This window comes from Mesorhizobium sp. WSM4833 (assembly GCF_055811095.1).
The window spans coordinates 252795-272236 of the sequence record NZ_JBVVQG010000003.1; the positions used below are offsets into that span (position 1 = coordinate 252795).

Sequence of the window (19442 nt, forward strand, 5' to 3'; positions counted from 1 at the left end):
TTTAACGGGCATCCACCGATTGGAGCGGCGCCAGCCCATGCAGCGGCACCGCTTCCGGGAACAGATGCAGCAGGCCTGTATCGACGCGCCGGCGCAGATGCGCATCGACCTCCGCACGATCCTGACAACCATGGAACCTGCCGCCGCAATGGTCGCGCAGGCGCACGAGGTCGGCCATGACAGGCGACATCGGCAGGCCGGCGGCGTCGAGCAGGCTCGCGCTGAGGAAGCCGACGTCGAGCGGCGCCAGGTCAGGCATCGGATGGCGCAAAGGATGGTTGAAGGTGGTGAGCGTGTAGAAAGTGCGATAGGCAAGCGAGCCAGGGGTCGCCAAGGCGTCGTCCCCGGCGATCGCGTCGACGAACGGCTTGGTCGCCGACGACTGGTGATCGCCGAATTCGAGCACCACGGCGCCGCGTTCACCGGCATCCGCTTGCCTCTTGTCGAGGAAATCCTGGAAATCGCCGCGCGCTACCGCCATCCGGCGCAGATACTCATTGGCCTGGAAATCGCCCGAGAAAGGCTCGCCCTCGACCTTCAGCCCGGGCTCCATCCGCCCCTCATAGGGTGAGTGCGGAAACATGGTCTGGATTTCGAGGAACAGCGGCCGGCCGTCTTCCCTATGGTGCCTGGCGATGAATGCCTCGGCCGCCTGGTAATAAAAGTTGTCGCGCAGGTGATAGAAGGGCGCGGCGATGTCCTTGATGTCGAGCACGGTCTCGAAACCGATCGATTTCAGGAATGGCCCTTCATTGACGAACGAAAAGTCCATCGGCGTCATCACGACAGTCCGATATCCGCAGCGCGCCAGCACCTCCGGCAAGGCTCCGGCGACCTTGTCCTGCAGGGTGATGGTCAGATAGGGGCTTCGCCAGCCGAAATCGGTGGCCGACAGGCCGGTCATCAGCGACAGATTGGTGATCCAGGTGCCGCCGCCAAACGTCTCGACCTGCATAGGATGCGGCGTGCCGGCCCCCGGTGCGAATCTCTGCAGGAATCCTGCGCCGTTGCCGACCTGCGGAAAATAGCCGGGATCGGACTGGCTTTCGCTGAGCACGAAAAAGACGTCGGGAAGATCAGCCCGGTCGCCGCAATCGACCGTGTCGGCAAAAGGCGGCTGTGGCGCGACGGCTTGCAGCCGCTTTTCGAAGCCCGATTCTACAACGAGGTTGTGCAAATCCAGCAGCGAGACGAAGAAGGCCGACATGTGCCGCCCCTGCATGTAGTAGAAATAGCGGTCCTTCGAGGCCTCGGCCGGAAAGGTCAGCGGCACCAGAACGACGAGCGCCGCCATCACCAGGACGCGTGCCGACACCGGCCAGCCGATTTTCCGATCGATCCGGAACAGAAGCACCGCCGCCGTAATGCCGAGCCCCAGGGCAATGACGACCGGCGCGATCAGATGGAGGTAGGAGCCGAGCAGGAAGCGGTACACTTCCGGATCCCTCGACACGAAGACCGTGTCGTAGAAGTGTAGCGAAAACCCCTTCATCCTGAACTTGATCGCCGAAACCACGGTGACGAAGGCAATGCCCATCCAGGCGAGATAGACGGAAAAGGCAAGGCGCCCCGAAGCCAGGAACAGAAGCCCGGCAAGGGCTGCCACCAGCGCCAGCGAGAACGGCACCGACAGCCATTCGTGCTCGGCCCGTCCGGCGGCGAAGACGCCTGCAAGGCTGACCACGGCCAGCGTCAGCGGATGGCAGAGCACCCGTCCAAGACCTTGAAGCTGAACCACAGATTTTCCCACGAAGATGCCTGAGCATAGTTTCGGGAAATTCTTCGATTATTTGCGGGCTAAGAACAAATGTATAGTGGATTTAACCTTAACTCGGCTGGTCGGGATTGTCCGGTGCGCGCCAGCGCTCGCGCGGGGCCGCCCCGAAAGGTGCCTGGCCCCGCGGTGCTTCGATCAGTAATGGTGCCAGTGGCGCCAGTGATGATGCGGATGCCAGACGTAGGCCGGACCGTGCCAGTAGTGGTAGCGCGGGCGCACGACGACGACGCCGTTCGGCACGCAGCGGCCCCATCTGTTAGGGTGCCAGCCGATGCCGCAGCCCCAGCGGACATGCTCGACCAGTGCCGGGGTGGCTGGCTTGGCAAGGGACACGATGGGCATTGCGCTGGACGCGGAGGCTGTCACGACAGTTCCACCGATGGCCAGGATAGCGGTTGCTGCATAGTTTTTCAGGCGCTCATAATTGGACTCCGAGTGCTTTCGACGATGAAGATGGCCGTCCTGTATGGTGCACAGGGCAGGCTTGTCCCTTCGCATCGTTAAACGGCGTCTCCGGCCTTTTCCGTCGGTCGTCATGGCGATTTTTTTGGCGTAACGGTGGCGCGGCGTTCCATATGGCGCAGCAACGCCTGTGCCAGCACGCTCCGGTTTTCAGGCGATGTGCTCGCCGCGAAGTCGACAATGGCCTGTTCAAGCCGGCTGCGCACCGTCACATCGGCATTGCGTGCCCGTTCCAGGGCGGCGGACAAGGCGGCCTTGTCCATGACAGGCTGCTGCAACAGGTCCGCTGCCTCCTGCCTCGCCTGCTGGCCATCGAGAATGATCTGACGGGACTGCACGCGAACCTGGCGCAGCGCCTCGCGGAACGCCTTGCGATCCTGGTCGGGAAGCTGTCGGCCAGCCGATTCCAGCGAGACACCCGCGCCCGCTTTGGCATTTCTCAGCCAGACTGCGCCGCCGACGAATGCGCCCGCAAGAAAGACGTTCAGCACCACGGAAGTAATGACCAGACCACGGATCCAGCGCCGGCTCATAGGTTTTCCTCACCGTTCTCGGCATCCGGGCCGGCATCGCCAAACGCCGTTACATCGGTATCCAGCACATAATGGTCCGGCTGGACCTCCGGCGTGACGATGGTCACCAGGGCCAGTCCTGCCACGGCACCGGCCAGACCAATGCCGGCAAGTCCAAGTCCCAGCCACCAGAACCACTGACGCCGGCGCTGGACGATGTGCCGGCCGGCAGCCTGCAGAATGCTGCTGTGTAGTGCCTTGTCCGGGGCGTCGACGCGGTAGCTGTCGAGCAGCGCGTCAAGTGTCCCGGCCTGCCTCAAGATGGCCTCGCCCGCGTCGCTTGCGGCAAAGACCGTGCCGGCCATTCGCTCGGCCTCGGGCCATCGCCGCAAGTCGCCGCCATAGGCCTGCGCCAAGGCGGCAAAGCGCCTGGCATCCATTGCGGGTTCGTTCCTGGACCCTTCAGCCATGTGTCTCCCCCTTGCCCGTCGGCGCCGAGCGCCAGGCGGCACCAGCAAGGCGCAATGGCCGTGCTGCGTTGCTGCTTGCCCGGCGTTTACTCATCGGCGCCATCCTCCGCCAGGATCGCTTGCAGCGACCGCCGGCCGCGCGCGAGCAGGCTTTCCAGGGCATCGACGCTGATCTGCAGTGTCGCTGCCGCCTCGATATTGGACATCTCCTGATAGTAGACCAGAACAATCGCTTCGCGCTGGCGCGGCGCTATGGCTTGCAGCGCCCGTTCGACCCGATGGGCTTCTTCCTCGGAATGAGCATCGGGAAGCGGCGCAGGATCGGCGACGTCCGGCAGGTCGCCGGTCACCCACTCGCGCCTGCGACGCAGCCGGTCGTAGCAAAGGTTGAGCGTCACCCGGTGGATCCAGCTGTCGAAGCGCGCATTGCCGCGCCGCCAGTTCGCGGCATGGCGCCAGATCCGCACGAAGGTTTCCTGCGCGACATCCTCGGCCTCCGCCGCATCGCCGAGCATGCGCACGGCAAGCGCCAGGATACGCGGCAGCTTGCGCGCGACGAGCGTTTGCACGGCTGCCGGCTCGCCGGCGCCGACACGGCGAACCAGCTCCTCGTCCGGATCCGCAGCCATCAGTCGGCGCACTCCCGATCTTCATCGCGCGTCATTGCCTCTTGGTCATTGCTCTTGCTTGGGAGCGGTTTTGTGGCCCGGCAATTCGTCGGCTGTCAGAATGCCATCGGCATTCTTGTCCAGCCGGGCGAAGCGCTTGGCGAAGAAGGCATCGAGTTCGGCGCGATCGATGAAGCCGTCATGGTTGGAATCGATCCGCGCGAAGGATCTGGAGGCGTCGCCCTTGACGTTGCGCTTCGCCTGAAAGGCCTCCCATTCCAGCAGGCTGATCTTGCCGTCGCCATCCGTGTCGGCCGCCATGATCGCCCTTTCGCGCCGCTTCTGGAATTTGGCCAGCGTGATGTCGGACCTGCTCCCCGACGCGCCTGGCGCGGCAAGTGGCGCGCCGGTCTGCGGTGCAGGCGGGGTCGTTGCCTGGGCAAGAGCCGCAACCGTCTGCAAACTCAAGGCAACGACTAATATCGAACGGCTGATCATGTTGTGCGTCTCCAGCTTGGCGCGACGCAGACGGCTTGTGCCGCCATCGCGCTTCAACCGTTAAACGCCGCGACCCGGAAAATCCGTCGGTCGCGCGTGCTGATCCGTTCGTGCGCGGGTGCGCATCCCGTCGATCGGGATGGAAGGAGCTCTAGTCCGACTGGTCGGCCGCAATCAGTTGTTCGGGCTTGAACCCGGCATGCTGCGGGGTCCACACCTCGCCCTCGCGATTGAACCAGTGGCACAGATACATGCCCGAGGCTGCGCCATCGCTGACCGTCATCCTGGGGCCTCCGGATTTCAGCTTGACCACGTCTCCGGTCTTGAAATTGTTGGGCATTTTTTGACCTCCCATGCTGAGGCCATGAGTTTCACACCAAACCGGGGTCTCGACAATGGCAGATCTGCCAGGCCGGCGCCGCAATCCTTTGCACCAGATGCGAAGGGGTAGACGACAAAAAGGAGGAGAAATGGTGCCGCTTGCGTGACTCGAACACGCGACCCCCGCATTACGAATGCGGTGCTCTACCAACTGAGCTAAAGCGGCCCGGGAAGCCAACGCCTCCAAGATGCGGCGGTGATAGACGCAACCGGGCGCGAATTCAAGATGCGACTTGGCAATTCTTGCGACGGCGTCATGGCACTCTCGAAAGCCGGCCGCCGCCTTGTCCGCCAATCAATCGCCAAGGGGATGCGGCGCACGGTGCGTGCGCTCCCCGCGCGTGAAAATCGGTGAAACATGCTGATTTTGTTGCCGGAACAGCGCCGGAATGGACTTTGCATACCTCTGCGAGGCAGAATGCGCCGCTCGCCCGTTGATTGATTGGTCGCCTGCGGCTAACGATCACGGCAAGGTAGGCAAAGACAGAGGGACCCGCTTGGACGCGATCGAAAAAGCGATCCGGAACGCCTTGGAGAAAGGCAATGCCGAGGACCGCGCGTTCCGCGAGAGGGTCTATCGCTCGGCTTTTGCCGCGCTTGATCGCGCGCTCCAGGCCAATCCCGGTGTGACCGTTGAGGTCGCCATCAAGCGCCGCAAGGCAATCCAGGCGAAAATCACCGAAATCGAATCCGAGTTCCTGCCGGCGGTGCCGGATGTCGGCCCGCAGGGCGATGCACCGGCGGTCGAACTCGGAGCGGACTCGGCGCCCGCGGTCGAAACCGGCCGACAGGCATCGTCCCCCGATGTCGTCGTCGACGGCCCCGTGCAATCCGCTGCCGATGCGCCGCGCTCGCGCGTCCTGCCCGTCGTTCCCGACATCATGCCGGACGCCACGCTTCCCGATGCTCCGGCCATCGACATGTCGGTTCCGGCCTCGGCCGGTGCGACCACGGAAGTGGCGCCCGACCGCGATGAACGACGCATAAGAGGGCGTCGCCTGCCGCTGACCGCCATCTTCCTGACCGTGACACTGCTGGCAGCGGTTGGCATCGGCCTGTTCTTCGCCGTGCAGACCGGCGTGTTCAAGACGTCGGCCCAACTCGACACCGCACCACCTGAAGCGCCGCCGACCGTCGAGGACGACGATTTCACACCGGCCGACGGCGGTCCGGCAAAACCCGGCGCCGCCGACCAGTCGCGCGACTGGATCAATGTGTTTTCGCCGGCCGATGCATCGCATGTCAGTGCGCCATCGGACGCCAGGGCCGAGGTGATGAAGGACGATACCGGTTCGTTCCTGCGCATCCGTTCCGGCGCGTCCGGTTCGGCGATCAGCTTCGACGTCGGACAAGGCGTGCTGGAGAAACTGGCCGGCAAACATGCCGTGTTCGACATCATTGCCCGCTCCGAAGAAGGCAAGGAGACGCAGATTTCGGTCGACTGCAATTTCGGCGAACTCGGCGACTGCGGCCGCAAGCGCTATGCGGTCGGCCAGCAGCAGAACGAATATCTGTTCGACGTGCAGTTTCCCGACAAGCATCCGGGCTCGGCCGGCACCATTGCCATCAATTCCGACTTCGACAAGCAGGGCAAGGCCGCCGACATCTACGAAATCCGCGTTTCGATCGAGCCATAGCGAACCCTGCACGCGCGAAATTAGCGGTCGAGCAGCGCCTGCAGCGTTTCGATGCGGTCGGCCTCGTTGGCCGGCTTGTCCCAGCGCAATCGCGAAATGCGGGGAAAGCGCATGGCGACGCCGGATTTGTGCCGGGTCGAGCGGTTCAGTCCTTCGAAGGCGACTTCCAGCACCAGGCCGTTGTCGCGGTCGGCCCGCACCGAGCGCACCGGCCCGAAACGCTCGATCGTGTTGTCGCGGACATATTTGTCGATCTGCTTCAGTTCCTCGTCGGTGAAGCCGAAATAGGCCTTGCCGACCGGTACCAGTTCCTCTTCGCCTTCGGCACCTGTCCAGACACCGAACGTATAGTCGGAATAGAAGCTCGACCGCTTGCCGTGGCCGCGCTGCGCATACATCAGCACCGCGTCCACTGTGTGCGGATCGCGTTTCCACTTGAACCACGGACCTTTCGGCCGGCCGGCGACATAGGCTGAGTCCCAGCGCTTCAGCATGACGCCTTCGATGATCGGATGCGGCGGCGCCCGGCGCAGTTCCTCCAGCGTTTGCCAGTCCGTGAAGTCGACGAATGGCGACAGATCGAAACGGCTCGGGTCGAGTGTCGCGACAAAGCTTTCCAGCCGGCCGCGCCGTTCGCGAAACGACAGCGCGCGCAAATCCTCGCCGCCGACCTGGAGCAGATCGTAGCAGCGCATGAAGGCCGGGTATTGCTGCTGCATCTTCGGTGCCACCGTCTTGCGATTCAGCCGTTGCTGCAGATCGGAGAAGGTTCCCGTCGCCTCCCGGGGATCGCCGACAAGCAGTTCGCCGTCCAGCGTTGCGGAAAAATGCATGGCCTCGGCGAGGTCCGGAAAGGCGCCCGAAACGTCATCGCCGGTGCGCGAATAGAGCCGGCGGATGCCGCCCTCCGCCACCGCCTGGACACGGATGCCGTCCCATTTCCATTCGGCGGCATAATCGGCCGGATCGAGCTTTTCGAGATCGCCGTCGCCGACCGGGTTCGACAGCATCACCGGGCGAAACAATGCCAACGCCGTGTTCCTGGGCTTTTCGGCCTTGCCTTCCAGCCAGGCGAACAGCGCTGTGTAAGGCGGTGACAGCCCGTGCCAGAGCTCCTCGATCTCGGCGACCTCGACCTTGCCGAAATCCGCCAGCGCCTGTTTGGCCAGACGCGCCGACACGCCGATGCGCAGGCCGCCGGTGACCAGCTTGATGATGGCAAAGCGTGCCGAGATGCCGGCGCTGTCGAGCAGCCCTGCCAGCACCTTCGGTCCGTCGGAGCGGCTTGCCGCCTGCAGTTTGGCCACGACCTCGCCAAGCGTCGGCTCGCGGTTCGGGGTGTTTCCGGGCGTTTGCGGCCAGACCAGCGACACCGTTTCGGCGAGATCGCCGACATAGTCGTAGGAATAGCCGAACAGCACCGGATCCATGCGCTCGGTGACGAGCATGCGCAGCATCGCCGGCTTGACCGCGGCGATGTGGAGATCGCCAGTGATGGCAGCCAGCGCCAGGCCGCGATCGGGATCCTCGACGCTGCGGAAATAGTCGGTCAGCAAGGTCAGCTTGCCATTGCGCGACGGCGTTAGCACCAGGCGGTCGAGAAGTTCGGCGAAGCGGTTCATGGCTTCAATCGCCCTCGTCCTCGTAGCCCACCAGGTGCAGTGGCTTTGCCGCGATGCCTTCGAGTTCGCACCAGCGCACCAGCGCCTCCTCGCGGCCATGCGTCACCCAGACCTCTTCGGCTCCGGTCTCCTTGATGGTGGCGGTCAGCTCATCCCAGTCGGCATGGTCCGAGATGATCAGCGGCAGTTCGACGCCGCCCTGCTTGGCGCGCTGGCGGATGCGCATCCAGCCTGACGCAAAGCACGAGATCGGATCGGGAAACCGCCGCGCCCAGCGATCCGCGAAGGCCGAAGGCGGGCCGACGACGATGGCGCCGGCAAAATCATCCTTGCCGCCGCTTTCGACGGTCGCCGGTTCGAGGGTGCCGAGATCGATGCCTTGGCTCTGGTAGTACTCACTGAGTTTGGCCAGCGCGCCATGGATGTAGAGCGGCCTGTCGTAGCCGGCGTCGCGCAACAGCCGCATCACCCGTTGCGCCTTGCCCAGCGCATAGGCGCCGACCAGATGCGAGCGTTCAGGGAACTGCGCGGCCGATTTCAGCAGGCGGGCGATTTCTTCGGTGTCCGGGGGATGGCGAAACACCGGCAGGCCGAACGTCGCTTCGGTGATGAACACATCGCACGGGATCGGCTCGAATGGCGCGCAGGTCGCGTCCCTCTGCCGCTTGTAGTCGCCGGAAGCGACGATGCGCGTGCCCTGATGCTCGACCGCTATCTGCGCCGAGCCCAGCACATGGCCGGCCGGATGGAAGCTGACGCTGACGCCATCGAGGGCAATCGTCTCGCCGAGCCTTGCCGCTTGTGTTGTTCCAGCGAAATCCTCACCGTAGCGCAGCCCCATAATGTCGAGCGTCTGCTGCGTCGCCAGCACCGAGCGGTGGCCGGAACGCGCGTGGTCGGAATGGCCATGCGTGATCAGTGCCCGGTTGACCGGCCGCACCGGGTCGATGAAGAAATCGCCCGGCGGGCAATAGAGGCCCTCGGGCCGGGGGTGAAGCAGAACACTGGTGCGCATGGTCTCCAAGATAGGATATAATTCCGCGGCGGGAAGCCTGTTGTAAGTCACTGCTGACTCCCGCATAGAGCACCGCCGGCTCGATCCGCCGGCAGGACCCGCCGCCATGAAACCGCTTCAGGCCTCGTCAGGCGACTTGAACGCCGATCGCCGCGCCGACTATGCCGAGATGCTGCACGCTGATGGCGATCATGCGGCGGCGGCGGAATTGCTGCTCGGTGCGCTGGAAATAACGCCGCAATGGGCGATGGGCTGGTTTCGCCTCGGCGAGATGCAGCAGGCGGCGGGCGCGGCGGATCTGGCCGCACAGGCGTGGACGATGTCGTTGCAACTCGATCCATCGGATCGTCAAGGCGCTGCACTGAACCTGCAATTGATCGGCAAGGCGCCGGCGGTCGATGCGCTCCCCAGCGCCTTCGTCGAGACCTTGTTCGACCATTATGCCGAGAGCTTCGACGAGTCCCTGGTCGGCAGGCTGGGTTACCGCCTGCCTGGGATGCTCGACCAGGCCATTCGAGCGGCAAGGCCGGGCCGCTTCGCGCTGGCGCTCGATCTCGGCTGCGGCACAGGCCTGATGGGGCAGAGGCTGCGGCCGATCGTCGACCGGCTGGAGGGGTATGACATTTCGGCCAAAATGCTGAGAAAGGCGCGGGCCAAGGGCGTCTACGATTTCCTCGACAAGGCCGATCTGCGGGATTTTTCCTATGCCGGTCCGAAAGCCGATCTGGTGACGGTGGCCGATGTTTTCATCTATGTCGGTGCGCTGGGCGGCGTGGTGAAGACGATTGCCGGCCTGCTGGCCACGGATGGCCTGTTCGCGTTTTCCGTCGAGACGCTGGCTGGCGATGGCGATTTTGCGCTGCTGCCGTCTCGCCGCTATGCGCATGCGCAACGCTATGTGCTCGACGTGCTGGCCGCCAACGGGCTTTCGGTCCTGTCACTGGAACCAACCGCGATCCGGCAGGATCGCGGGGAACACGTCAACGGGTTGGTCGTTGTGGCCAGGGCTCCGAACTCAGCTGAACAAAGGACCTGACGGCAGCCGGTCGGCGGTGTCGGCAGCTTTTCGTCGGGTGCGATAGGAATTTTTTCTTGACACCCTGCCCTCAGCTATGGTACATTTTCGCCCATGGTGGTGATTTGCGCCAGTGACCCGCCGGACAGGCGGGTTTTTCGTTTGATGCTCCGTCAGCCGCGCGCCTGCGGAGGGGCAGCCTCGCCGCCTCGCAAATATTCCTGCTGTGAAAAAGTCCGATTTGCATGCGCGACTGATATTTGGCATCTGCTCGCGTCAGGGCGGGATATCAGGAGGAGCATAGCCGATGCGCTGGAACATGATGATCTTGGCCTCTTGCCTGCTGACCGCCGGCTGTGTCGGTGGCACTTCGATGTCGGAACAGCAGGATGCGAACATCCAGTCGTCCCTGCAATATGACAACGTGCCGTGCGACCAGTTGCTGGCGCAGCGCAATGGCTTGGCGCAGCAATACAACCTGCCGATCAAGGCCAAGCCGACCTTCTCCAATCCGGCGATGGGCTTCGGCCCGTTCACGCCGGACATGCGCTCGAAGGCCAAGCGCGATACCGACAAGGCGAGCGGTGAGATCGATGCCATGAACCGGTCGATCGATCGACGCGACTGCGGCCAGCCAAACAAGCAGAAGAAGCTTGCTCTGCCCGGCTAGCTAGTACCCCGCCTTGCGGTCCACCAGATTGTCGAGCTTTTCGCCGCGTTCGAAGGCGTCCATCTGGCGCAGCATGATCGGCGCCAGATGCACCGGATCGGAGGTCGCCGCCGCATGTGGCGTCACGAACACTTTCGGATGCCCCCACAGCGGACTGGTCTTCGGCAGCGGTTCGACCTCGAACACGTCGAGGCTTGCCTCCTTCAACGTGCCGTCATCCAGCGCCCGCAAAATGTCGGCATCCTTCTGCAGGCGGCCACGCCCGGCATTGATCAGCACCGAGCCGCCGAGGCCGTTGCGTTTCCGCAGCTCCTTCAGCACGCCGTAGTTGATGATGCCCTTGGTCTCCGGCGTCAGCGGCAGAAGCACCACCAGGATGTCGGTTGCCTTGAGGAAGGGGATCAATCCAGCTTCGCCGGAATAGGTCGCGACGCCTTGCATGGCCTTGTCGCTGCGCGACCAGCCATTGACGGCAAAGCCGAGCGAGAGCAGCACCGAGGCCGCGGCGCGGCCGAGACTGCCGAGGCCCATGATGCCGACCGAAATGTCACCGGCAGGCCTCTGCTGCGGCTCATGCCAGATCTTCTTCGACTGCTGCGACCGGTAGAGCAGGCCCTGGCGGTGATGGTCGAGCACCCGCCAGACGACATATTCGGTCATGTACTGGGTGAGGTTGTCGGCAACGATTTTGACGATCGGCACGTCGGGCAAGCCGGGATCGGCGAAGATATGGTCGACGCCGGCGCCGATCGAGAAGATGGCGCGCAGATTGGGCAGCGACGCCAGGATGTTCGGCTTCTGCTTCCACACCACGGCATAGGTGATCGACGGGTCGCTGGCGCCGTCCGGCTCCAGCACCACCTCGCGTTCGGCCGACAGCAGGTCGCGCCAGCGCTGCGGATGAAAGCCGGTGACGGCAAGCAGGATGCGGCCTTTTTCCATTGCGGTCCTTTAGTCCCTCTTTACGCAAGTCACTCGCTGACGATGCCGACCGGTGCCGTCTCGATCTTGAAGGCGGCCGAGATCAGCGCCCGAGTATAGTCGGTTTGCGGATTTTCAAAAATCTGCTGGGAAGGGCCGGCTTCGACGATCCTGCCATTGCGCATGACGATGACGTCGTTGGCGAGCGCGCGGATGACTTTCAAATCATGGCTGATGAAGAGATAGGCGAGGTCGTGCTTGGCCTGCAGGCTGCGCAGCAGGTCGACGACCTGCGCCTGCACGCTCATGTCGAGTGCCGATGTCGGCTCGTCCAGCATGACGAAGCGCGGGTTGAGCACCATGGCGCGTGCGATGGCGACGCGCTGGCGCTGGCCGCCGGAAAACTCGTGCGGGTAGCGGTTGCGTGTCGCCGGATCGAGCCCGACCTCCTTCAGCACGGCGGCCACCTTGTCGTCGCGCTCGTCGGGCGACAGCTTCGGCTCGTGGATCTTGAGGCCTTCCTCGATGATCTCGGCGATCGACATGCGCGGGCTGAGCGAGCCGAACGGATCCTGGAAGACGATCTGCAATTCGCGCCTGAGCGGCCGCATGGCATTGAAGGACAGCTGGTTGATGTCGCGACCGTTGAACTGGATCGTGCCGGTCGACGAGATCATGCGCGCCAGCGCCAAGCCGAGCGTCGTCTTGCCGGAGCCGGATTCGCCGACCACGCCGAGCGTCTGGCCGGCGCGCACGGTGACATCGATGCCGTCCACTGCCTTCACATTGTCGACGGTGCGGCGGAAGAAGCCCTGCTTGATCGGGAACCAGACCTTTATGTCCTTGCCGGTCATGACCGGCTTGGCGTCGGCATTGGCGGCCGGCGGCTTGCCCTTCGGCTCGGCCGCCAGCAGATGCCTTGTGTAGGCATGCTGCGGATTGGCGAAGATCTCCTTGGTCGGGCCGGTCTCGACGATCTTGCCCTTGGTCATCACGCAGACGCGGTCGGCAATCTTGCGCACGATGCCGAGATCATGGGTGATGAACAGCATCGACATGCCCTTGCGGCTCTTCAAGCCGGCCAGCAGTTCGAGGATCTGCGCCTGAACGGTGACGTCGAGCGCCGTCGTCGGCTCGTCGGCGATCAGAAGTTCGGGCTCGTTGGCCAGCGCCATGGCGATCATCACGCGCTGGCGCTGGCCCCCGGACAACTGGTGTGGATAGGCATCGAGGCGCTTGTGCGGATCGCGGATGCCAACCTCGTTGAGCAGGGCCAGCGTGCGCTCCTTGGCGGGGCGGTCGGCCATGCCTTGGTGCAGCTTCAGGATCTCGACGATTTGATGCTCGATCGTGTGCAGCGGATTGAGCGAGGTCATCGGCTCCTGGAAGATCATGGTGATTTTGTTGCCGCGCACCTGCCGCAACTGCTTCTCGCCCATCGCCAGCAGGTCGTTGCCCTGGAACACGATCTTTCCCGAGGGGTGGCTGGCGCTTGGATAGGGCAAAAGCTTCAGCACCGAAAGCGCCGAGACCGATTTGCCGGAGCCGGATTCGCCGACCAGCGCCACCGTCTCGCCCTTGGCGATGTCGAACGAGATGTGGTCGACAGCCGTCGACTGGCCGCCGCCCTGGCTGAAGGCGACGCTGAGGTCCTGTACGCTGAGCAAGGGGGCTTCGCTCATCGGAACGTCTTGCGCGGATCGAAGGCGTCGCGCGTCGCCTCGCCGACGAAGACCAGCAGCGACAGCATCAGCGAGATGACGACGAAGCCGGAAATGCCGAGCCACGGCGCATTGAGGTTGCGCTGCGCCTGCTTGAGCAATTCGCCGAGCGAGGCGGAGCCGGGCGGCAGGCCAAAGCCGAGGTAGTCGAGCGAGGTCAGCGTCGAGATCGAGCCCGAGAGCAGGAAGGGCATGAAGGTCAATGTCGCCACCATGGCATTGGGCAGCAGGTGCCGGAACATGATGGTGCGGTTGGGCACGCCGAGCGCCCGGGCCGCGTTGACATATTCGAAATTGCGGGCGCGCAGGAACTCGGCCCGCACCACGCCGACCAGCGCCACCCAGGAAAACAGCAGCATCAGGCCGAGCAGGATGAAGAAGCCCGGCGGCAGGATGGCGGCGACGATGAGCAGGAGATAGAGCACCGGGATGGCGGACCAGATCTCGATGAAACGCTGGAACAAGAGATCCGTCCAGCCGCCGAAATAGCCTTGCACGGCGCCGGCCGCGACGCCGATCAAGGCGGAGCCGGCGGTCAGGATCAGGCCGAACAGCACCGAAATGCGGAAGCCGTAGATGACGCGCGCCAGCACGTCGCGCGCCTGGTCGTCGGTGCCGAGCCAATTCCAGTTGCCGACGATGCAGGCGGGGTCGGCAGCACCCTGCGGATACTGGTTGCAGCGTGTCTTGGCGTCATACTGCCACGACGGCCTGGCCGGTGCTGCTTCGGGAATAGCGTTGTTGACGGTCTGATAGGAGTAGCGCACCGGCGGCCAGATCATCCAGCCATTGGCGTTGATCTCGTCCTGGATGACCGGGTCGCGATAATCGGTGACGGCATAGAAGCCGCCGAATTTTTCCTCGGGGTAGGCGACCAGCACCGGAAACAGGATTTCGCCCTTGTAGGAAGCGATGATCGGCTTGTCGTTGGCGATGAACTCGGAAAACAGCGACAGCACGAACAGGACGAGGAAAATCCACAGCGACCAGTAGCCGCGGCGGTTGGCTTTGAAGTTCTGCAGGCGGCGCTTGTTGAGCGGCGACAGAAACGGCCGCTTGATCCGCGCGGGTGCCGCGTCGACGGGGACTGTAGCCTCCGACATCAGACGTCTCTCCGCTCGAAATCGATGCGCGGATCGACCCAGGTGTAGAGCAGGTCGGACAAGAGCCCGACGAACAGCCCGAGCAGCGAGAAGATGTAGAGATTGGCGAACACCACCGGATAGTCGCGCTCGACCACCGACCGGAAGCCGAGCAGGCCGAGGCCATCGAGGGAGAAGATGTTCTCGATCAGCAGCGAGCCGGTGAAGAAGGCCGAGATGAAGGCGCCGGGAAAACCGGCGATGACGATCAGCATGGCGTTGCGGAAGACGTGGCCGTAGAGCACCTGCCGTTCCGACAGGCCCTTGGCCCGCGCCGTCACCACATACTGTTTGCGGATTTCTTCGAGGAACGAGTTCTTGGTCAGCAGCGTCGTGGTGGCGAAGGCCGACAGCACCAGCGCGGTCAGCGGCAATGTCATGTGCCAGAAATAGTCGACGATCTTTCCCCACCACGACAATTGATCCCAATTGTCCGAGGTGAGGCCGCGCAACGGAAACCAGTCCCAGAAAGACCCGCCGGCAAACAGCACCATCAGCATGATGCCGAACAGGAAGCCCGGAATGGCATAGCCGACAATGACGACGCCGCTGGTCCAGACGTCGAAGGGAGTGCCGTCCTTGACCGCCTTGCGGATGCCGAGCGGGATCGAGATCAAATAGGACAACAGCGTGATCCACAGCCCGATCGAGATCGACACCGGCATTTTTTCCAGGATCAGGTCGAGCACCGAAATGTCGCGGAAATAGCTGTCGCCGAAATCGAAGCGGGCATAGTTCCACAGCATCATGCCGAAGCGCTCGAGCGGCGGCTTGTCGAAGCCGAACTGCTTTTCCAGCTTCTTGATGAATTCCGGATCGAGCCCCTGCGCACCGCGATATTTCGAGCTGACGTCACCGGCGGCATCGAAATTGCCGCCGGCACCCGCGTCGCCGCCACCACCGCCGAGGCGGTCGCTGCCGCCCTGATTGGTCAGCCGGGCGATGACCTGTTCGACCGGACCGCCGGGGGCGAACTGGATGACGGCGAAGGATATCGCCATGATGCCGAACAGCGTCGGGATCATCAACAGGATGCGGCGCAGGATATAGGCGCCCATCAGGCCTTCTGCCCTCGTTGAGCGAACATCTCAGCCTTTGCCAATTCTTGCCGCCTTGCCCTTATCGAACCACCACAGCGTCTCGACCGGAAAGCCGAAATCAGGCTTCTGTTCGACAAAGCCGAACATGTCCCAATAGGCGACGCGGTGATTCGCCAGATAGTATGTTGGAATCCAGTCCAGCCGCGCGCGCAAGACCCGGTCGAGCGCTCTGAGCGCCGTGACGAGTTCTATACGGTCTTTCGCCTTGGCTGCTGCCGCGATCAGGGCGTCGATGGCCTTGCTTTCGGTGCCCGGATAGTTGCGTTGCCCCGGGATTTTCGCCATGCGGGAATCATAGAGCATCTGCAGGCTGTCGTCAGTCGGCGTCGCCCCGATCGACCAATGCAGCAAGGCAAGATCGAAGTCGTAATTGCTGTGCCGCTGCTCATACTGCGCCGAATCGATTTGCCGGATCGATGCGTCGATCCCGATCGCCTTCATATTCTCCGACCACGGGGTGTAGATACGAACGATGCCATCGTCCTCCGCCAGCATTTCGACCCGCAGCCGCTCACCCTTGTCATTGACGACGAAACTTCCGTCGCGCTTCCAGCCGGCTTGCGCAAGCAGTCTCGAAGCCTCGCCCAGCAGCTTGCGGTCATGGCCCGAACCGTCGGACAGGGGCTGTGTTACCGCTTCACCGAAAACCTCTGCCGGCAACTCGGCCCGGAATGGCTCCAGCAGGGCCAATTCGTCAGGCGAGGGCAGGCCTTCGGCCTTGTAATCCGATCGTTCGAAGTTCGATTGAGAACGCTCGTAGGAGCCGTAAAACAAGGCCCGCTTCATCCATTCGAAATCGAAACATCTGGCGATCGCCCGCCGCACCCTCTCATCGCGGAATTGCGGACGACGCTGGTTCAGCGCGACGCTCTGCATGTCAGGCGTCTTCTCGCCGGGAAATTCCCGTTTGAGGACCTTGCCGTCCTTCAGCGCCGGAAAGTCGTATCCGGTCGCCCATACCCGTGAGGTGAATTCCTCGCGAAAATGCGTGTCGCCTTTCTTGAAGGCCTCGAAAGCCGCCTGCCGGTCAAGATAGAAGTCGATGCGGATGCGGTCGAAATTGTAGAGGCCGCGGTTCACCGGGAGATCGCGGCCCCAATAATCGGCGACGCGGTCATATTCGACCGTCTGTCCGGCCGCCACGCGTCCAATCTTGTAGGGTCCCGAGCCAAGCGGCGGCGTCATGGTCGAAGCATCGAAATCATTGGCCGTGTAAAAGGCCTTGGAGACGATAGGCATCCCCACGATCGCAAGGACGTTTTGCGCCGACTGCTTGCCGTTGAGGGTGAGATCGACGGTGGTGGGATCGACCGCAACCACGTCGGTCATGTACCGCAACGCCTGGGAAAGGTTCGGATGGCCCTTGTCCTTATAGAGCTTCAGCGCAAAGACAACGTCTTGCGCGGTCAGCGGCGAGCCGTCGTGGAAACGCGCTTGCGGTCGCAGCACGAAGCGGAAACCGTTGCGGTCTGGCGACAGGGTAACGGTTTCGGCAAGCAGGCCATAGACTGCATCCGGCTCATCGAGCGCGCTTGTCATCAGCGAATCGAAACAGAGTTCGGCGCGCGGCGGCGCCTCCCCCTTCAACACCAGGAAATTCAACGTGTTGAAGGTCAGGAAGCTCTGATTGAGGGTTGCGTTCGGCGGCGCGAAATTCATCTGGCCGCCCTTGGGCGCGTCCGGATTTACGTAGTCGAAATGCGCGAAATCGGGCTTGTATTTGAGGTCGCCGAAGGCCGACAGGCCATGCAGCTTGATGCCGGTCGCAATGTCGGCGAAGGCCCGGCCGGGCAACAGGGCAGCGGCTGCCGCGGCACTGCCCAGGGCGAGAAAGTCGCGGCGGGGCAGGGCCGCCATCAATTGCCGCCCTTGTATTTGGCCGCCAGCGCCTTCTCCTTGTCCGGGTCGATCCACCAGGAATCGATGTCGGCACCGACATAGGCGGGCTGCTTGTCGGGGAATTTGAACTTGTCCCAATAGGCCAGCCACACCGCCGACCGGTGATATTGCGGCAAGACATAGAAGTTCCACAGCAGGATGCGGTCGAGCGCATGGGTGGCGGCGACGAGATCGTCGCGATCGGTGGCGAAGATGATGCGATCGACCAGCGCGTCGATGGTCGGATCCTTGATGCCCATCAGATTGCGCGAACCGGGCGAATCGGCAGCTTTCGAGCTCCAGAAGTCGCGTTGCTCGTTGCCCGGCGATTCCGACTGCTGGAGGATGCCTGTGACGACATCGAAATCAAAATTGTTGACGCGGTTGATGTACTGCGTCTGGTCGATGATGCGCAAAGTGGCATCGACACCGATCTTGCGCAGATTGGCGATGTAGGGACTGGCGATCACCTGGTCAGTGTCGTTCCAGCCGAGGATCTCGAACTTGAACGGCGCGCCGGTCTTGGCATTGACCATCTTGCCGCCCTTGATCACCCAGCCCGCCTTGGCGAAGAGATCGACTGCCTGTTTCAGGTACTTCCGTTCCGCCTGCGGCGAATCATAGACCGGCAGCTTGAATTCCTGGGTGAAAAGTTCGGGCGGCAGCTTGTCGCGGTATTTTTCCAGGATCTCCAGTTCCTTGCCTTGCGGCAGGCCGCTCGACGCCAGTTCTGTGCCCTGGAAATAGCTCGATGTACGGGTGTTGAAGCCGAAGAACAGGGTGCGGTTCATGCTCTCGAAATCGAATGGGATGGTCAGCGCCTCACGCACCAGCCGGTCCTGGAACAGCGGCCGCCGCTGGTTGAGGACGAAACCCTGCATCGGTTGCGGCGCCTGGGTCTGGAAATCCTTCTTGATGACATCGCCGGCCTGGAATGCCGGGAAATTGTAAGCCGTCGCCCACTTACGCGAACTGTATTCGCGGTTGATGTCTTCCAGTCCGCCTTTGGTGAAGGCGAGCCAGGCAGCATTGTCGTCGAGGATATAGGTGTAGCGTCGGGTGTCGAAGTTCTCGCGGCCGATCTTCACCGGCAGCTTGGCCGCCCAGTAGTCCGGCACACGCTGCCAGATGATCTCCGAGCCCGGCTTGAAGCTGGCGATCTTGTAGGCCGCCGAACCGAGCGGGATTTCCAGGGTCGGCTTGGTCACGTCGCGTTTCTTGCCGTTGGCATCGGTGCCTTCCCACCAATGTTTCGGCAGCACTGCGAGGTCGCCGATGATCTTGGGCAGTTCGCGATTGCCCTTCTGGTTGAAATGGAACTCCACCTCGCGCTCCGAAATCGCCACCGCATCGGTGACATTCTCGAAATAGCGGCTGTATTGCGGGCTGTTGGCCTTGAGCACCTGGAACGACCAGATCACGTCATCGACGGTGATCGGCTGGCCGTCATGCCATTTGGCGCGCGGATCGAGCCGGTAAGTCGCGGAGGAATAGTCATCAGGATATTTGTAGGCATCGGCGATCAGCGGATGGCTGGTGCTGCCTTCATCGGTCGCCTGCTCCATCAGCGTGTCGTAGAGCAGGCCGCCGCCGAACCCGACCAGGCCGGCGGCCGGTGATCCCTGGACGACATAGGGATTGAAACTGTCGAATGTGCCTGGCACCACCGAGTTCAGCGTGCCGCCCTTGGGCGCGTTCGGATTGACGTAATCGTAGTGCTGGAAATTGGCGCCGTATTTGGACTCGCCGATCAGCGATGAGGTGGTGCGCCATTCGTCGGCGCGGGCAGCCTGCAATCCCGCCGCCAGAAGGGCTGCCGCCAGCAACGACTTGAGAAGCGTTCGGCCAACCGTCATGCACTATCCTCTTCGCGATGCCCGTTCATGGGCAATCTAGATGATTTGGCGCTCGTGAAAACCGTCATGCGCGGCTTTGTCGCCGCCTATGCGGTTTTCCCAATAAAAAAGCCGGGCTGAACCCGGCTTTTTCAAGGTCGTTGAGATGATATAGAAA

The 19442-nt window shown here is 62.9% G+C and carries 18 protein-coding genes and 1 tRNA gene; 3 read left to right on the forward strand and 16 right to left on the reverse strand.

Annotated elements, in window-relative coordinates:
* Window position 1 precedes the first annotated feature (1 nt).
* From AC0L2D_RS07110 to AC0L2D_RS07145, 8 genes are all read right to left on the reverse strand, one after another.
* Window positions 2-1738: a sulfatase-like hydrolase/transferase gene (locus tag AC0L2D_RS07110; protein WP_473540673.1), complete on the reverse strand. Its 1737-nt coding sequence runs from the start codon at window positions 1736-1738 to the stop codon at window positions 2-4.
* 174 nt (window positions 1739-1912) lie between these two features.
* The gene (locus tag AC0L2D_RS07115; protein ID WP_473540786.1) at window positions 1913-2191 is read right to left on the reverse strand and encodes a GCG_CRPN prefix-to-repeats domain-containing protein; all 279 of its coding nucleotides are present in this window, start codon (window positions 2189-2191) and stop codon (window positions 1913-1915) included.
* A 119-nt stretch (window positions 2192-2310) separates the two neighbouring features.
* On the reverse strand, window positions 2311-2772 hold the full coding sequence (locus AC0L2D_RS07120) for a periplasmic heavy metal sensor (protein ID WP_473540674.1): 462 nt from the start codon (window positions 2770-2772) through the stop codon (window positions 2311-2313).
* On the reverse strand, window positions 2769-3221 hold the full coding sequence (locus AC0L2D_RS07125) for a hypothetical protein (RefSeq protein ID WP_024503411.1): 453 nt from the start codon (window positions 3219-3221) through the stop codon (window positions 2769-2771). Before AC0L2D_RS07125 ends, AC0L2D_RS07120 begins: the two co-directional genes overlap by 4 nt.
* Before the next feature lie 86 nt (window positions 3222-3307).
* The gene (locus AC0L2D_RS07130) at window positions 3308-3850 is read right to left on the reverse strand and encodes an RNA polymerase sigma factor (RefSeq protein WP_337122914.1); all 543 of its coding nucleotides are present in this window, start codon (window positions 3848-3850) and stop codon (window positions 3308-3310) included.
* Window positions 3851-3895: 45 nt separating this feature from the next.
* Window positions 3896-4327, reverse strand: a complete 432-nt coding sequence (locus tag AC0L2D_RS07135) for an EF-hand domain-containing protein (RefSeq protein WP_027161794.1) — start codon at window positions 4325-4327, stop codon at window positions 3896-3898.
* Between the two features lie 151 nt (window positions 4328-4478).
* Entirely contained in the window at window positions 4479-4667 is a 189-nt protein-coding gene (locus AC0L2D_RS07140) for a YodC family protein (protein ID WP_013527958.1), read from the reverse strand.
* A gap of 131 nt (window positions 4668-4798) precedes the next feature.
* A tRNA-Thr gene (locus AC0L2D_RS07145) sits at window positions 4799-4874 on the reverse strand.
* Window positions 4875-5205: 331 nt separating this feature from the next.
* Here AC0L2D_RS07145 and AC0L2D_RS07150 point away from each other — a divergent pair.
* A complete protein-coding gene (locus tag AC0L2D_RS07150; protein ID WP_063169966.1) occupies window positions 5206-6345 on the forward strand; it encodes a hypothetical protein in 1140 nt (379 codons plus the stop codon).
* A gap of 20 nt (window positions 6346-6365) precedes the next feature.
* Here the strand turns inward: AC0L2D_RS07150 and AC0L2D_RS07155 are convergent, their stop codons facing one another.
* Both AC0L2D_RS07155 and AC0L2D_RS07160 read right to left on the reverse strand, forming a co-directional pair.
* Window positions 6366-7967 (reverse strand): cisplatin damage response ATP-dependent DNA ligase, encoded by a 1602-nt coding sequence (locus tag AC0L2D_RS07155; protein WP_337122913.1) that lies wholly within the window; start codon window positions 7965-7967, stop codon window positions 6366-6368.
* A 4-nt stretch (window positions 7968-7971) separates the two neighbouring features.
* Window positions 7972-8982 carry a ligase-associated DNA damage response exonuclease gene (locus AC0L2D_RS07160; RefSeq protein WP_337122912.1) on the reverse strand — a complete coding sequence of 337 codons (1011 nt, stop codon included), beginning with the start codon at window positions 8980-8982 and terminating at the stop codon, window positions 7972-7974.
* Between the two features lie 106 nt (window positions 8983-9088).
* On the opposite strand from AC0L2D_RS07160, the gene AC0L2D_RS07165 reads away from it, so the two are divergent.
* Both AC0L2D_RS07165 and AC0L2D_RS07170 read left to right on the forward strand, forming a co-directional pair.
* A complete protein-coding gene (locus AC0L2D_RS07165) occupies window positions 9089-10018 on the forward strand; it encodes a class I SAM-dependent DNA methyltransferase (RefSeq protein ID WP_337122911.1) in 930 nt (309 codons plus the stop codon).
* Between the two features lie 286 nt (window positions 10019-10304).
* The gene (locus tag AC0L2D_RS07170; protein WP_337122910.1) at window positions 10305-10667 is read left to right on the forward strand and encodes a hypothetical protein; all 363 of its coding nucleotides are present in this window, start codon (window positions 10305-10307) and stop codon (window positions 10665-10667) included.
* Here the strand turns inward: AC0L2D_RS07170 and AC0L2D_RS07175 are convergent, their stop codons facing one another.
* The 6 genes from AC0L2D_RS07175 to AC0L2D_RS07200 are packed head-to-tail and all read right to left on the reverse strand — an operon-like array spanning window position 10668 to window position 19285.
* On the reverse strand, window positions 10668-11609 hold the full coding sequence (locus AC0L2D_RS07175; protein ID WP_127366681.1) for a 2-hydroxyacid dehydrogenase: 942 nt from the start codon (window positions 11607-11609) through the stop codon (window positions 10668-10670).
* A gap of 29 nt (window positions 11610-11638) precedes the next feature.
* Window positions 11639-13270 (reverse strand): ABC transporter ATP-binding protein, encoded by a 1632-nt coding sequence (locus tag AC0L2D_RS07180; RefSeq protein ID WP_127366680.1) that lies wholly within the window; start codon window positions 13268-13270, stop codon window positions 11639-11641.
* On the reverse strand, window positions 13267-14412 hold the full coding sequence (locus AC0L2D_RS07185; RefSeq protein ID WP_013527942.1) for an ABC transporter permease: 1146 nt from the start codon (window positions 14410-14412) through the stop codon (window positions 13267-13269). The genes AC0L2D_RS07180 and AC0L2D_RS07185 overlap by 4 nt, the downstream gene beginning before the upstream one ends.
* Entirely contained in the window at window positions 14412-15509 is a 1098-nt protein-coding gene (locus AC0L2D_RS07190; RefSeq protein WP_013527941.1) for a microcin C ABC transporter permease YejB, read from the reverse strand. Before AC0L2D_RS07190 ends, AC0L2D_RS07185 begins: the two co-directional genes overlap by 1 nt.
* Window positions 15510-15539: 30 nt before the next feature.
* The gene (locus tag AC0L2D_RS07195) at window positions 15540-17408 is read right to left on the reverse strand and encodes an extracellular solute-binding protein (protein WP_473540676.1); all 1869 of its coding nucleotides are present in this window, start codon (window positions 17406-17408) and stop codon (window positions 15540-15542) included.
* Window positions 17408-19285 carry an extracellular solute-binding protein gene (locus AC0L2D_RS07200; protein WP_337122908.1) on the reverse strand — a complete coding sequence of 626 codons (1878 nt, stop codon included), beginning with the start codon at window positions 19283-19285 and terminating at the stop codon, window positions 17408-17410. Before AC0L2D_RS07200 ends, AC0L2D_RS07195 begins: the two co-directional genes overlap by 1 nt.
* Window positions 19286-19442 lie beyond the last annotated feature (157 nt).